Annotated in this window: 13 protein-coding genes and 1 riboswitch; of the genes, 11 read left to right on the top strand and 2 right to left on the bottom strand. The window is 61.0% G+C overall.

Annotation, left to right across the window (positions count from 1 at the left end):
* The first annotated feature begins 29 nt into the window (after positions 1-29).
* The 3 genes from AC1DWZ_RS15150 to AC1DWZ_RS15140 all read left to right on the top strand — a co-directional run bounded on the left by AC1DWZ_RS15150 (position 30) and on the right by AC1DWZ_RS15140 (position 2,513).
* Entirely contained in the window at positions 30-1,052 is a 1,023-nt protein-coding gene (locus tag AC1DWZ_RS15150; protein WP_477169751.1) for a carbohydrate kinase family protein, read from the top strand.
* Between the two features lie 135 nt (positions 1,053-1,187).
* Positions 1,188-1,436, top strand: a riboswitch (cobalamin riboswitch).
* 120 nt (positions 1,437-1,556) lie between these two features.
* Positions 1,557-1,748, top strand: coding sequence for a CbtB domain-containing protein (locus tag AC1DWZ_RS15145; protein WP_477169750.1), 192 nt, complete (start codon positions 1,557-1,559; stop codon positions 1,746-1,748).
* A 12-nt stretch (positions 1,749-1,760) separates the two neighbouring features.
* Complete coding sequence (locus AC1DWZ_RS15140; RefSeq protein WP_477169749.1) at positions 1,761-2,513, top strand: CbtA family protein; 753 nt, start codon at positions 1,761-1,763, stop codon at positions 2,511-2,513.
* Between the two features lie 84 nt (positions 2,514-2,597).
* Here AC1DWZ_RS15140 and AC1DWZ_RS15135 read toward each other — a convergent pair whose 3' ends face one another.
* Entirely contained in the window at positions 2,598-4,280 is a 1,683-nt protein-coding gene (locus AC1DWZ_RS15135) for a methyl-accepting chemotaxis protein (RefSeq protein WP_477169748.1), read from the bottom strand.
* Positions 4,281-4,301: 21 nt separating this feature from the next.
* Positions 4,302-5,165 carry a hypothetical protein gene (locus AC1DWZ_RS15130; RefSeq protein ID WP_477169747.1) on the bottom strand — a complete coding sequence of 288 codons (864 nt, stop codon included), beginning with the start codon at positions 5,163-5,165 and terminating at the stop codon, positions 4,302-4,304.
* 341 nt (positions 5,166-5,506) lie between these two features.
* Here AC1DWZ_RS15130 and AC1DWZ_RS15125 point away from each other — a divergent pair, with 341 nt between their 5' ends.
* From AC1DWZ_RS15125 to AC1DWZ_RS15090, 8 genes are all read left to right on the top strand, one after another.
* Positions 5,507-6,805 (top strand): YihY family inner membrane protein, encoded by a 1,299-nt coding sequence (locus AC1DWZ_RS15125; RefSeq protein ID WP_477169746.1) that lies wholly within the window; start codon positions 5,507-5,509, stop codon positions 6,803-6,805.
* A gap of 110 nt (positions 6,806-6,915) precedes the next feature.
* Positions 6,916-8,202 (top strand): phosphopyruvate hydratase, encoded by a 1,287-nt coding sequence (gene eno / locus AC1DWZ_RS15120; protein ID WP_477169745.1) that lies wholly within the window; start codon positions 6,916-6,918, stop codon positions 8,200-8,202.
* 96 nt (positions 8,203-8,298) lie between these two features.
* Complete coding sequence (locus AC1DWZ_RS15115; protein WP_477169744.1) at positions 8,299-8,652, top strand: FtsB family cell division protein; 354 nt, start codon at positions 8,299-8,301, stop codon at positions 8,650-8,652.
* A gap of 344 nt (positions 8,653-8,996) precedes the next feature.
* Positions 8,997-10,004, top strand: a complete 1,008-nt coding sequence (gene pdhA / locus AC1DWZ_RS15110) for a pyruvate dehydrogenase (acetyl-transferring) E1 component subunit alpha (protein WP_477169743.1) — start codon at positions 8,997-8,999, stop codon at positions 10,002-10,004.
* A gap of 17 nt (positions 10,005-10,021) precedes the next feature.
* Positions 10,022-11,380, top strand: coding sequence for a pyruvate dehydrogenase complex E1 component subunit beta (locus AC1DWZ_RS15105; protein ID WP_477169742.1), 1,359 nt, complete (start codon positions 10,022-10,024; stop codon positions 11,378-11,380).
* Between the two features lie 15 nt (positions 11,381-11,395).
* Positions 11,396-12,682, top strand: coding sequence for a pyruvate dehydrogenase complex dihydrolipoamide acetyltransferase (locus AC1DWZ_RS15100; RefSeq protein ID WP_477169741.1), 1,287 nt, complete (start codon positions 11,396-11,398; stop codon positions 12,680-12,682).
* On the top strand, positions 12,682-13,020 hold the full coding sequence (locus AC1DWZ_RS15095) for a hypothetical protein (protein ID WP_477169740.1): 339 nt from the start codon (positions 12,682-12,684) through the stop codon (positions 13,018-13,020). The genes AC1DWZ_RS15100 and AC1DWZ_RS15095 overlap by 1 nt, the downstream gene beginning before the upstream one ends.
* Positions 13,021-13,026: 6 nt before the next feature.
* Complete coding sequence (locus tag AC1DWZ_RS15090; protein WP_477169739.1) at positions 13,027-13,380, top strand: hypothetical protein; 354 nt, start codon at positions 13,027-13,029, stop codon at positions 13,378-13,380.
* Positions 13,381-13,406: the final 26 nt, after the last annotated feature.

Genomic DNA, 13,406 nt, shown 5'->3' with positions numbered 1-13,406 from the left:
CGCGAGAGTCCGTCTGTAGAGAAGAGGGCATGACACATTCGCGGCGCGGCATTGTCACGGGGGGGATGTGGTGCGTTGATCGCAATCGGACGATCGACGCATGGCCTCATGAAGATGGCGTGGCTGAGATTTTCGCCATGGAGATCTATGGCGGCGGCTCTGCCTGCAACCTGGCCCTCGACATCAAGAAGCTCGATCCATCCTTGCCGGTGGAAACTATCGGTCTTGTCGGCGACGACGATGACGGACGATTCCTCCTGGCCCAGGCAGATGCGCATGGTATCGACCGCACGCAGCTTGTGGCGATGGAGCAGGCAGAAACGCAGTTTACCGATGCCTATGTGTCGAAGAGCACCGGCCGGCGCACGCATATTTTCTATCAAGGGGCCAGTGCACTGCTGACGCCGGATCATTTTGACCTGGCGCGCACACGTGGTCGGATCCTGCATCTCGGGCTGCCGGGTGCGCACAGGCGGATGGATGCACCTTGGAAAGGCGATCCCAACGGCTGGGTGACGGTGCTGCGCCAGGCGCGCGCCATCGGACTGGAAACCAATCTCGAGCTCTTCAGCATTGCACCGGAACGCATCGCAAGCTTGATCCGGCCGTGCCTGCCGCATCTCGACTATCTCATCGTCAATGACCTTGAGATCGGGGCCATCGCCGGCATGGAAACCTCCCATGACGGTGTGGCCGTGGTGAAGGCGTGTGTCGAGGCAGCAAGGAACGTGCTGGCGGAAGGGAACATGCGCCTGGTCGTCGTGCACTTTCCCGCCGGTGCCGTTGCCATCGCCCGTGACGGCCAGATCTGGACGGCCTCTTCGGTCAGTATCCCGCAAGCCGAGATTGTCAGCGCCAACGGTGCCGGCGATGCCTTCGCGGCCGGCGTCCTTTATGGACTGCATGAAGGTTGGAGTGTGGATGCGGCGCTTGAGCTGGCGCATGCTTGTGCTGCCATGTCGCTGCGCGGCCTCTCAACTTGTTCGGCCGTCGACACCTATCAAACCTGCCTCGCCCAGGCGAGACTCTGGGGTCATCGCCAAGCCATTTAGGGGCCGCGGATTTTCACCAGAATCGGTTTGGGTCGACAGGTCGCAGGCACCACATGGGGCGCCGCTTTCAGGATAATTCTTTTGGAAATTGACGGGGTTAGGACAAACACCTTGACGCCGGGGCAGGGTGGGGGCGATGTTCCATTCGTCGATGGTTCCCCGAAGGATGAACTCCTGGGGATTAATAGGGAACACGGTGCGGACGACCCAAAAGGGGCCAACGCCGTGACTGCCCCCGCAACTGTGAGCGAGGAGCGGACACCGAAGTAACCACTGGTTGTGGTCTGAGACTGAGCCCGATGGCTCGTTTCGGACGAAGACTGGGAAGGTCGGTGCCGCGCGGAACTCGTGAGTCAGGAGACCTGCCACCGACAGGAAGAATCCGTATCTATGGACGGGGTGTCCACGCGGTGCTGACTGTTTCGGTATCGATTCTGCACCCCTCCATGCGCCGCTCACGACAGCTACATGACGTGGCTGGGTAAACACCAAAGGGGATCCATCATGCAGACCACCAACATGTCCGCCACCGCTCTCTCCACCAAGACCAGCACGCGCGCCGAAGCGCTCACCGGCGCCTTCATGGCCGCCGTGCTCGGTGTCGTCCTGGTTTGGGGCGTTGGCTTTTCGCATATCGAAGCCGTCCACAACGCCGCCCACGACACGCGCCACGCTAACGCCTTCCCCTGCCACTAAGGGCCTCGGGGCATGGAAACGTTTCGGCGATTGTTCATCGTCGCGGCGCTGGCTGGGTTGATCGCTGGTGTCTTCATCACCATCGTTCACCAGGTCAGCACGTCGCAGATCATCCTCGCGGCCGAAGTCTTCGAGAACGCGGCTGAAGCTGCGGAGCCGGCAGCTGCCGAAGCACCCGCGGCCGATGCCACGGAGGCTGCAGCTGGCGCCGAAGCCCACGATCACGAGGCGCATGACCATGGAGCGGAAGCCTGGGGTCCGGCAGATGGTCTTGAGCGTACGCTCTACACCGCTCTTGCGGACATCCTGACCGGTATCGGCTTCTCGCTGCTGCTGGTGGCAGGCTATCGCATCTGGGGTGGCCAGATGAATTGGCGGACGGGCCTTTATTGGGGGCTTGCTGGCTTTGCGGCGATCGTATTGTCGCCCGACCTCGGTCTGCCGCCGGAAGTGCCGGGGACCGAAGCTGCCCCGCTGCTGGATCGCCAGATCTGGTGGGTGGCAACAGCCATGTTGACCGCAGGCGGACTTGCCCTGGTGTTCTTCGGCAAGCGCTACTGGTGGGCGGCCGTCGGCCTTGCGCTGATCGTCCTGCCACATGCCTATGGCGCGCCGCAGCCGGCAGAGCATGTGAGCGTTGCGCCGGAAGAGCTCGCGCATCGCTTCATCGTGGCGGCGACCATTGCCGGCCTGCTGTTCTGGTCTGTTCTGGGCACCGCGACAGGCTACTTCTACAATCGCGTCTTCAAGGATGCGGCTGCCTGATCAACGAGATCTGCTCTTTTGCGCGGAGACAAAAAAAGCCGGGCGATCCTGTAGGGGTCGCCCGGCTTTTCTATGTCCGGCGTTCTAAAGCGCGCGCACGTCGTGGATGAAGCGCTCGATCGTGGTGCGGATGGTCGCGGTATTCTGCCCCAGCTGACGTGCGGCGGAGAGGACCGTCGCCGTCGCATTCTGAGTCTGGCCGGCGGCTTGCGCCACGAAAACAACCTTCTCAGAAACTTCCTGGTTGCCGGCGGACGCTTCCTGAATGTTGCGCGAAATCTCCTTGGTGGCGGAATTCTGCTCCTCGACCGCCACGGCAACACCACCGGAAATTTCCTTCATCTGCCGGATCTGGTCGCCGACGGCGCGGATGGATTCGGCCGTCGATTGCGTCGACGTCTGAATGGACGACACTTGGACGGCAATGTCCTCGGTGGCGCGCGCTGTCTGATTGGCGAGGCTCTTCACCTCGTTGGCGACGACGGCGAAGCCCTTGCCGGCCTCGCCAGCGCGGGCGGCTTCGATCGTCGCATTGAGCGCCAGAAGGTTGGTCTGCGCCGAAATCTCGGTGATCAAGCGGACCACATCACCGATTTTCGTCGATGCTTCTGTGAGATGGCCGACCCGCTCCGTGGTTTCGTCGATGGCATGTGTCGATGCCGTGGCGATCTCCGACTGCGCCGACACCTGGCGGGTGATTTCCAGGATCGAGGCTGACAGTTCCTCGGTCGCGGCGGCCACGGTACTCACGTTGGCGCTGGCTTCGGTTGCCGCAGCGGCCACCTTCTGGACCTGCTCCAGGGATTCAGTCGAAAGCTTGGTCAGCGATTCCGCGGTGTGATCGAGTTCGTCAGCCGATTTGACCAGCGCCTGCAGGATGGTCTCGACTTCCTGGTCGAAACCGCGGGCGAGGTTGCTCATCTGTGTGGCGCGGCTCTCGCGGGCCTTTTGCTGCTCGGCGGCTTCGGCCTGGAGGCGTTCATTGTTGCGCATATTGTCGGCGAACACCGCGACGGCGCCGGCCATATTGCCGACTTCATCAGCACGTTCAGCATAGGGAATATTGACTGCGGTATTGCCAGACGCCAATTCCTTCATCGTATCCGTGATCATGCGGATCGGTGCACCGATCTGGCGCGACAGAACGAAGAAGAACAAAACTGCCGCCACCAGCATGACGATGGCGCTGATGATGACGGTACGCAATGTCCATGAAAGTGCTGCAGAGATTTCGGCATTTGCCGCTGCGGAATTGGCGCTGATCGCGTCGGCCAATTGCTTGCCGGCAGCTTCCAGTTTTTCCGTCAAGGTTTCGCCGGCGCCGGTCACTTCGATGGCGCGCGCCTCGTTCACCGTCGAGGGGTGCCGCATGAGTTTGAGCTGTTGCGTGACAGGGCCGCTGCGCCATTCATTGACCGCGTCCCCGATGGCGCCGAGAGGCGTCATGAGGTCCGGATCGCCGGCAGCATTGGCCACCGCTGTCTGCAGCAGCTGGTCGAAGTTTTCACTGAAGGCCTGATAGTTGCGGGAATATTGCGAGCTGCCGGTCACCAGCAGGCCGCGGATGGCCGTCTGCATCTTGGCGGCAATCGCCAGGCTCGCATTGATCGAGCTTGCCTGGCGTTCGGCGGCGTCGCTGATCGCATTGGCGCGGTCGATACGCGCTGTCAGCATGATTGAGATGAGGCCTGAGATGACGATGACCAGGCCCAGCAGCGAGAAGGCGATGATGAGTTTTTTGGCAACGGATAGGTTGGCGAATTTCATTTTCTTGTTCCCCGTTCCCAATCAGCTCTGCAAACGACGCTGCAGTTCGGTGAGGTTGAATTCGACGGTCACTGCGCCGATTGACTGCTTGGTAGCGGGATCGACGACCGTGAAGTCGACCTGGGTTCGCCAGGTCTTGGTGGCGTCGTCGAACTCGGGCTCATCAACGAAAACGGCATCCGGGCCGACGGCGAAGGTCTTCTGATATTTGTCCTCATCGCCCTGCCAGTAATCTGACGTCACCGAACTCTGGCCGACATTGAGACCGAATTTGTCCATCACGAAGATTTCGGTAAAGAGACCGGCGGAGCTTGCCTGGATATAGAGCAGGTAGTTGGAGAGCGGGCTGCTGAGGATTTCGGCGATGAATGGCTGGTCGTCCGATTTGGCTTCAGTCTTCCACGCTTCGTCCATTTTATCGATCGCCGCCTGGTCGACGCCGGTATGTGTCTTGTTGGCGGCGTTGATCGACAGGATGGTGACCTGCTGCACGATGCGCTCGCGCATATCCTTGATCACGTCGGGTGTAATGATGCTGGCTGAAATTGGCGTTGGGCCAGTGGCCGCGACCTCCGCTGCGGCCTGTGCCGGTGCGGGTGCCGGTGCGGGTGCCGGCGTCGCGGGCGCTGCGGCGGGAGCTGCAGCAGCGGGTGCCGCGGCAGGATCGACTGCAGGTGCCGCTGCGGCGGGCGCTGCCGCTTCAGCTGGGGCAACTGCAGCCGGCGTGGCTGCTGGATCGACGGCGGGCGTCGCTGCTGCCGGAGTGGCGGCCGCGGGTGCCGCAGCTGCAGGCGCTGCAGCTGGATCGGTTGCTGGAGCAACCGTCGTCGTATTCGTCGTGTTCTGTGCCGTGTCCTGGGCGAAGGCAGGGGCAGCTAGCGTCATGTTTGCGGCCAACGCAACGGCGGCAATTCCTATGCCGAGGCCACGTTGATGACGGGAACGATAGTCCTGATACATGTACCGCTCTTCAGATGGATTACAGATACTTTGACTAAAACCCGAATTCGTAAATAAATTGTTACGGCACAATAGAAAGGGCTGATATTCCTAGGTAATTGTTACTTGGAGTTATTCCAGCATAGAGTCGGAATAGCCGTTTTACGGGTAATTTCTGCTAGCGTTCGCGGCAGTGCAGCAGATTTCCTGGCGCCGCATAGCCGGATCGCACGTACCGCAGTCTGCGTGATATAAGCCTAGGAATCATAACGTTGAGAGGTCACCGCATGGCGGAGGGGTCAGACCAGCAGGCGGCGGACGGGCTGCAGCCGAGCATCACCACCGCCGAGCGCGCGCGCGAACTGGCGCAGCGCGCCAAGGGTGCGACGTCGAGTTTTCTGCCCTATGTCTGGCGGCGCTTTCAGGCGGACGGTTGCACGGGGGTTGCTGCTGGCCTCAGCTACACCTCGTTGCTTGCCATCGTGCCGATGCTGGCGATCGGCCTGGCCATGTTTGCGGCCTTTCCGGCCTTTGCCGATCTGCGGGACGATTTCATTATCGTGCTCGCCCAGAATCTGGCGCCGGACCTGGCCAATGTCGCCAACGAATATCTCGGTACCTTCGTCAACAATGCGGGCGGCACGTCGGCGGCCGGCGTCATCGGCATCGGCGTCACGGCCATTCTGCTGGTGAATACCATCCAGACAGCGTTCGACAAGATCTGGGGCGTTACCACCCATAAGCACAAGCTTCACCGTCTGCCGGTCTATTGGGCGATCATCACCTTGGGCCCGTTATTGTTTGGCGCCTCGCTGTCGATCTCGACCTATGTCTTCTCGATGGCGAACCGCGGCGAATTCTATGGCCTTTCCGCAGGCCTCAAGATTGTCGGCGCGATCCTGCCATTCCTGTTGGAGACCGCAGGGTTTACCCTGTTCTACCGCCTCATCCCGACGCGGCCGGTGCGCTTTGCCGATGCCGGCATGGCGGCGATTATCGCTGCCATCCTGTTCGAGGTTCTCAAGCGCTGCTTCGGCCTCTATCTGCAGTTCTTCGGCTCCTACCAACTCGTCTACGGTGCCTTGGCCACAATCCCGATCTTTCTCATCTGGATGTATCTGGTCTGGGTCACGGTACTGATCGGCGCAGAAGTCGCTGCCGCCTTGCCCGAATGGCGTTCCGGCCGCCGTCAGATCGGTGAAACCCTGCGGCGTGGCGATCTCCTCAGCCTGGCGCTGGGCACCTTTGCCGAACTGGCCAAGGCCCAGGCGCATGGCGCCTGCGTGCGCATGGAATATCTGATCCATGCCCTGGCAGCCGATCCCGGCCGTCTGGTCTGGCTATTGGATACGCTGAAAGCCCACCATCTGATCGCACGCAGTGACAATGGCCGGTGGGTCCTGGCCCGCGATCTTGCGACCTTCACCCTCCACGATGTCTGCCATGATCTCGGCATTGCCCTGGGCGAGACATTGGAGGAGACGGTGCCGCTGGTCGATCCGCTGATGCGCCGCATCGCCGAGACCGAGAAGGCAGCCCTCAGTGACACGGTGGCTGTGGCACTCAAAGATATCGGCGCAATTTGAGCTGATATGCCATTTTCGCTTTATGCTGCGGCGCGGCCACCCTATAAATCGGGCCAGATCGTTCGCCAAATCCTACCCAATTCGCCCAATACACTTCGAGGGAGCTGCCCATGACCGCCATTATCGACCTGCACGCGCGCCAAATTTTGGACAGCCGCGGCAACCCGACGGTTGAGGTCGATGTCATTCTCGAAAGCGGGGCAAGCGGCCGGGCGGCGGTGCCCTCAGGCGCTTCGACCGGTGCCCACGAAGCGGTCGAGCTGCGCGATGGCGACAAGAGCAAGTATCTCGGCAAAGGGGTCATGAAGGCGGTCGAGGCCGTCAATGGCGAGATCTTCGAAGCCGTCTCTGGCCTCGACGCTGAGGACCAGGTCAAGATCGACCGTCTGATGATCAATCTCGACGGCACGCCCAATAAGGCGCGCCTTGGCGCCAATGCCATTCTGGGCGTCAGTCTTGCGGTGGCCAAGGCTGCCGCCGCTGACGCCGGCCTGCCGCTCTACCGCTATGTCGGCGGCACCTCGGCCCGCACCTTGCCGGTGCCGATGATGAACATCATCAACGGCGGCGCACATGCCGACAATCCGATCGACTTCCAGGAATTCATGATCTTGCCCTGGGCGGCCTCAAGCGGCAGCGAAGCGCTGCGCTGGGGTGCCGAGGTGTTCCACGCCTTGAAGGCGCAATTGAAGGCTGCCGGCCACAACACCAATGTCGGTGATGAAGGCGGCTTTGCCCCCAATCTCAAGAGTGCCGACGACGCCTTGGCCTTCATCATGAAGGCGATCGAAAAGGCTGGCTTCAAGCCCGGCGCCGACATTGCGCTTGGTCTCGATTCCGCCTCGACCGAGTTCTTCAAGGACGGGAAGTATCATCTGGAAGGCGAGGGCAAAGTACTCGACGCCGCCGGCATGGTCGATTTCTACGCCAAGCTTGCCAAGGCCTACCCGATTGTCACCATCGAAGACGGCATGGCGGAAGATGATTGGGACGGCTGGAAGGCGCTCACTGACAAGCTCGGTGCCACCGTGCAGCTGGTTGGCGACGATCTCTTCGTCACCAACCCGACGCGCCTGAAGAGCGGTATCGAAAAAGGCGTTGCCAACGCGATCCTGGTCAAGGTGAACCAGATCGGGACTTTGACCGAGACCCTTGAGGCGGTCGAAATGGCCCACAAGGCCGGCTATCGCGCCGTCATGTCCCACCGGTCTGGCGAGACCGAGGATTCGACCATTGCCGACCTCGCGGTTGCTACCAATTGCGGGCAGATCAAGACCGGCTCGCTCAGCCGTTCTGACCGGATTGCCAAGTACAACCAGCTGCTGCGCATCGAAGAAGGGCTGGGCTCGGCCGCGGGCTATGCCGGCCGCTCCGCCATCGAAAAGATCCGTAAGTGAGGGTCGGGCGCTCATATTCGACTCAAATCGCCGCTTCTAACGTCTTGAATCGCTTTTCTATTGACGGCTGGAATCGGAGTGTGATTCGCTAGGCGCATGGAAATTGGTCGCGAAATCCGGCGTCGCTTGCGCCAAGTTGCATTGCCTCTTCTGGGGGCGTGCCTCTCTGCCTATTTCGTGTTCCATGCCATTCATGGCGATCGCGGTATCCTGGCTTGGCTGCACCTCAACCAGGAACTCAAAGCCGCGACCGCTGAGGCTGCGGAGGCGGCAGCGACCCGCAGCGCCATGGAGCGGCGGGTGACGCTGCTCTCCAACACCTCGCTCGACCTCGACATGCTGGAAGAGCGGGCCCGGGTTATGCTGAACTACGCGCATCCCGACGACCTCATTATCTTTCTCGGAAAGTCGGGCGACACCGACGCGAACGGCACCCACGCAACTAATTAGCAGTTGCAGGGCCGAAAGCCCGCCTTCTTGTCCTAATCATCATGATCCACGACGGCGGGTCATCCCCGAATTTACCCGCGGCAGCGGCGCATTTTGGCCAGAAGCGCATGGATGATCCGCCTTCCAGGGCCATGACGATAAATGCGATTTCGGCACGGATTAACTATAAATGAGTTAATTCATACTTTATGTCACAGAATCAATACATTAACGATTATTGATTTGTGCGGGATTAACCACGATAATCCGGCCGTCGAGCGAGATGCTGCGCCTGTGGTGCCGAAGGTCGACAGGCCGAGACAACGGCCTATAGTAATCAGCCAAAACCCAGTCAGGGGGGTCTAATGGCCAAGTCAGCGTCGCGTCCGGCAGCCAAAGCCGGCGCTCAGGTAACTCCGCAAGATCTCATCCAATATTATCGTGACATGCTGCTGATCCGCCGCTTCGAAGAGAAGGCCGGCCAGCTTTACGGCATGGGCCTCATCGGCGGTTTCTGCCACCTCTATATCGGCCAGGAAGCCGTGGTGGTCGGCATGCAGGCAGCTGCCGAAAAGCAGGACAGTGTCATCACCTCGTACCGTGATCACGGCCATATGCTGGCGTGCGGCATGGACCCGAAGGGCGTCATGGCCGAACTGACCGGGCGCCGCGGTGGCTATTCCAAGGGCAAGGGCGGCTCGATGCACATGTTCAGCCGCGAGAAGAAATTCTATGGCGGCCACGGCATCGTGGCGGCTCAGGTGCCGATCGGCACCGGCCTCGGCTTTGCTCACAAATACAGCGAAGATAACGGCGTCAACATGGCCTATTTCGGCGACGGCGCGCTCAATCAGGGCCAGGTCTATGAGAGCTTCAACATGGCAGCACTCTGGAAGCTGCCGGTCGTCTATGTGATCGAGAACAACCAGTACGCCATGGGCACCTCGGTGCAGCGCTCCGCCGCGGGCTTGAAGCTGTGCGATCGTGGTGCCGCTTATGGCATTCCCGGCCAGCAGGTCGACGGCATGGATGTCGTCAAGGTCAAGGAAGCGGCTTCCATGGCGCTGGCGCATGCGCGCTCTGGCGATGGGCCTTTCATTCTCGAAATGAACACCTATCGCTATCGCGGCCATTCGATGTCGGATCCGGCAAAATACCGCACCAAGGAAGAAGTGGCCAAGATGCGCCAGGAACACGACCCGATCGATCGCCTGCGCGAACGCCTGCTCGCTGAGAAGGTGATCGATGAAGCGGGCCTCAAGAACATCGACCGCGAGATCAAGGATATCGTCTCGCAGGCGACTGAGTTTGCGCAATCCTCACCGGAACCGGATCCGTCGGAAATGTGGACCGACATCCTGGTAGAAGCCTGAAGGGGAGGGAGCGCGTTATGCCCACTGAGATTTTGATGCCGGCCCTCTCGCCCACCATGACTGAGGGCAAGCTGGCCAAATGGCTGAAGAATGCCGGCGACGCCGTGAAGCCAGGCGACATTCTGGCCGAGATCGAGACCGACAAGGCGACCATGGAAGTGGAAGCCGTCGACGAAGGTATCCTGGAAAAGATCCTGGTCGAAGCTGGTACCGAGAATGTCGCCGTCAATGCGCCGATCGCCATTCTGCGTGGTGAAGACGAAGCTGCTGGAGCGGCGCCCGCTGTCAAAGCCGCAGCATCGCAAGCCGCTGCCCCACAGGCAGCGGCACCATCACAGGTCGCTGCACCCGCGATCGTTCATGCCAGTGTGGCCGAGCCGGAATATACCGGCGCGACCGCCACGCATACGGTGCGCGAGGCGTTGCGCGATGCCATGGCTGAGGAAATGCGGCGCGACCCCAAGGTGTTCCTGATGGGCGAGGAAGTCGCTGAATATCAGGGCGCCTACAAGGTGAGCCAGGGGCTCCTCGAAGAATTCGGCCCCAAGCGCGTCATTGATACGCCGATCACCGAGCATGGCTTTGCCGGCCTCAGTGTCGGCGCGGCCTTCGGCGGTTTGCGCCCGATCGTCGAATTCATGACCTTCAACTTCGCCATGCAGGCGATCGATCACATCATCAATTCGGCTGCCAAGACGCTCTACATGTCTGGTGGCCAGATGGGCTGCCCGATCGTGTTCCGCGGCCCCAATGGTGCGGCTTCCCGCGTTGCCGCCCAGCATTCGCAATGCTACGCCAGTTGGTACGCGCATTGCCCGGGCCTCAAGGTGGTCTCGCCTTATTCCGCGGCCGACGCCAAAGGTCTGCTGAAATCGGCGATCCGGGATCCCAATCCGGTCATCTTCCTCGAAAATGAAATGCTCTATGGGCAATCGTTCGAGGTGCCGACCGATCCGGAATTCATCGTGCCGATCGGCAAGGCGCGCATCGTGCGTGCTGGCAAGCACGTTACGATCACCGCTTTCTCGAAGATGGTCGCGGTTGCCCTGGCGGCAGCCGACATCCTCGCCAAGGACGGGATCGAGGCGGAAGTCATTGATTTGCGCACCATTCGTCCGCTCGACACGGAAACCATTCTGGCGTCGGTCAAGAAGACCAACCGCCTCGTGACGGTGGAAGAAGGCTGGCCCTTTGCCGGCATCGGCTCGGAACTCTCGGCAGTGATGATGGAACATGCCTTTGATGACCTTGACGCACCTGTCGTCCGGGTCCATGGCGCTGACGTGCCGCTGCCCTATGCCGCCAATCTGGAAAAGCTGTCCTTGCCGCAGCCGGATTGGATCGTCGATGCCGCCAAGCGTGTCTGCTACCGCTGATAGAGGGAGGGTCTGATGCCGATCAATATCCTGATGCCCGCCCTCTCGCCGACCATGACGGAAGGCAATTTGGCGCGCTGGTTGAAGAATGAAGGCGACAAGGTCAAGGCCGGCGATGTGCTGGCCGAGATCGAAACCGACAAGGCGACCATGGAAGTGGAAGCCGTCGATGAAGGCACGCTGGCCAAGATCGTCGTTCCCGGTGGTGCCCAGGGCGTCAAGGTGAACGACGTCATTGCGGTGCTGGTGGAAGAGGGCGAGGATGCAGGTGCCGTGAGTACGGCACCTGCCGCCAAGCCCGCACCCACCGCGACGGCACCGGCCGCTGCGCCAGCGAAAGCTGAAGCTGCACCCGCGGCAAAACCCGCTGCTGCCGCACCGAAAGCGGGTGGCCGTATCGTGGCGAGCCCGCTTGCCAAGCGCCTGGCTGAACAGCAGGGCATCGATCTGGCCAATGTGACCGGCAGCGGTCCCAACGGCCGTATCGTGAAAGCCGATCTTGAAAGTGCCCCCAAGGGCGCTGCCAAGCCGGCACCAGCCGCTGCGGCTGCCAAGGCACCGGCTGCAGCACCGGCCATCGCCGGCACCCCGCAATTCGGCGAACCGGCCTTCGATCTCGTCCCGCACACCTCGATGCGCAAGACGATCGCCCGCCGTCTGCAGGAATCGAAGCAGTTCGTGCCGCATTTCTATCTGACGGTGGATTGCGAAATCGACCGCCTGCTGAAGGTGCGCGAGGAAATCAATGCCGGCGCACCCAAGGAAGGTCCCGGCGCCTACAAGGTCTCGGTCAACGACTTCGTCATCAAGGCCTCGGCCCTGGCACTCATCCAAGTGCCCAATGCCAACGCCTCCTGGTCCGACGATGGCGTCAAGATGTACAAATCCGCCGATATCTCGGTGGCGGTCGCCATTCCCGGCGGTCTTATCACGCCGATCCTCAGGAATGCTGAAAAGCGGCGCCTCTCCGATCTTTCTGGCGAGATCAAGGAGCTGGCCGCCCGCGCCAAGCAGGGCAAGCTGAAGCCGGAGGAATATACCGGTGGCAGCTTCTCGGTCTCCAATCTTGGCATGTTCGGGATCAAGGATTTCAGCGCCATCATCAATCCGCCCCAGGCCTGCATTCTCTCCGTGGGTGCCGGTGAGGAACGGGCGGTCGTGCGCAAAGGCCAGTTGGCGGTTGCCAATGTCATGACCTGCACGCTGTCGGTCGATCATCGCGTGGTTGACGGCGCCACAGGCGCGGAATTCCTGGCGGCGTTCAAGCGCCTCATCGAAAATCCGCTCGGCATGCTGGTCTGATGATGCGAAAGATTGTTTTGGTGGTGGCCTTATCCGCTGCTTTCGCGTCGCCATCATTGGCGGATGAATTGCGACCACCGTTGGAGAAGCAGTTCTTTGACTATTTCACCGGGCAATGTGTGAACGCTCTTGAGGTTCAAGCCAAAGCCAAAGGCAAGCGGCTCGATAGCGGCAATCTGGCGGACAATATCAGCGCCTATTGCAAATGCACATCGCAGGCGGTGGTGAGCTACTTGTCGGCGGAAGAGATCATTGCCTTTGCGATCAATCCGGAGAATGAACCGGCAGCGTCCAAGATGAAGCCTCATTTTGCCGGCTGCCAGGGCAAGACCCTTTAGCGCCCGATGAAGTGGGTCGCGCGCTATCTCCTGATTGCCATCGTCGCGACGATTGTCGGTGGTGCTTTGGTCTTTGTCTGGGCGATGCAACGGGAGATCGACGTCTCGACACCCGAAGCCCGCGCCAAGCAGGTGGAGGCCATGGTGCTGGGCTGCAAGCTGCGCTTGCCCGAGGTGTTGAAGACGGCGCAGGTCGATCGCAGCTTGGCGCCGAATGAGACGAATGAACTATGCGGTTGTGCCGTAGGGCGCATCGTCGACACCTATGCTGTCGCCGGCAAGATCAAGCCGAGCGACATTGCCGAGGAAGAGATCGATGCTGCCGAGCTGGCCTGCCTGAAGGAATTGACCGCCCCATAAGAGGCCCAACGAAAAGGGATGAGCGC

The sequence above is a fragment of the Dongia sp. P2_B8 genome (assembly GCF_056404715.1).
The sequence above is the reverse complement of the archived record's forward strand: the minus strand, read 5'-3'. Positions and strand labels throughout refer to the sequence as shown.

Excerpts from the sequence above, each read along its gene's own strand:
- AC1DWZ_RS15135 (WP_477169748.1), bottom strand. The coding sequence starts at position 4,280 with ATGAAATTCGCCAACCTATCCGTTGCCAAAAAACTCATCATCGCCTTC.
- AC1DWZ_RS15130 (WP_477169747.1), bottom strand. The coding sequence starts at position 5,165 with ATGACGCTAGCTGCCCCTGCCTTCGCCCAGGACACGGCACAGAACACG.
- AC1DWZ_RS15140 (WP_477169749.1), top strand. The coding sequence starts at position 1,761 with ATGGAAACGTTTCGGCGATTGTTCATCGTCGCGGCGCTGGCTGGGTTG.
- AC1DWZ_RS15095 (WP_477169740.1), top strand. The coding sequence starts at position 12,682 with ATGATGCGAAAGATTGTTTTGGTGGTGGCCTTATCCGCTGCTTTCGCG.
- AC1DWZ_RS15115 (WP_477169744.1), top strand. The coding sequence starts at position 8,299 with ATGGAAATTGGTCGCGAAATCCGGCGTCGCTTGCGCCAAGTTGCATTG.
- pdhA (WP_477169743.1), top strand. The coding sequence starts at position 8,997 with ATGGCCAAGTCAGCGTCGCGTCCGGCAGCCAAAGCCGGCGCTCAGGTA.
- AC1DWZ_RS15125 (WP_477169746.1), top strand. The coding sequence starts at position 5,507 with ATGGCGGAGGGGTCAGACCAGCAGGCGGCGGACGGGCTGCAGCCGAGC.
- AC1DWZ_RS15100 (WP_477169741.1), top strand. The coding sequence starts at position 11,396 with ATGCCGATCAATATCCTGATGCCCGCCCTCTCGCCGACCATGACGGAA.
- eno (WP_477169745.1), top strand. The coding sequence starts at position 6,916 with ATGACCGCCATTATCGACCTGCACGCGCGCCAAATTTTGGACAGCCGC.
- AC1DWZ_RS15150 (WP_477169751.1), top strand. The coding sequence starts at position 30 with ATGACACATTCGCGGCGCGGCATTGTCACGGGGGGGATGTGGTGCGTT.
- AC1DWZ_RS15090 (WP_477169739.1), top strand. The coding sequence starts at position 13,027 with ATGAAGTGGGTCGCGCGCTATCTCCTGATTGCCATCGTCGCGACGATT.
- AC1DWZ_RS15145 (WP_477169750.1), top strand. The coding sequence starts at position 1,557 with ATGCAGACCACCAACATGTCCGCCACCGCTCTCTCCACCAAGACCAGC.
- AC1DWZ_RS15105 (WP_477169742.1), top strand. The coding sequence starts at position 10,022 with ATGCCCACTGAGATTTTGATGCCGGCCCTCTCGCCCACCATGACTGAG.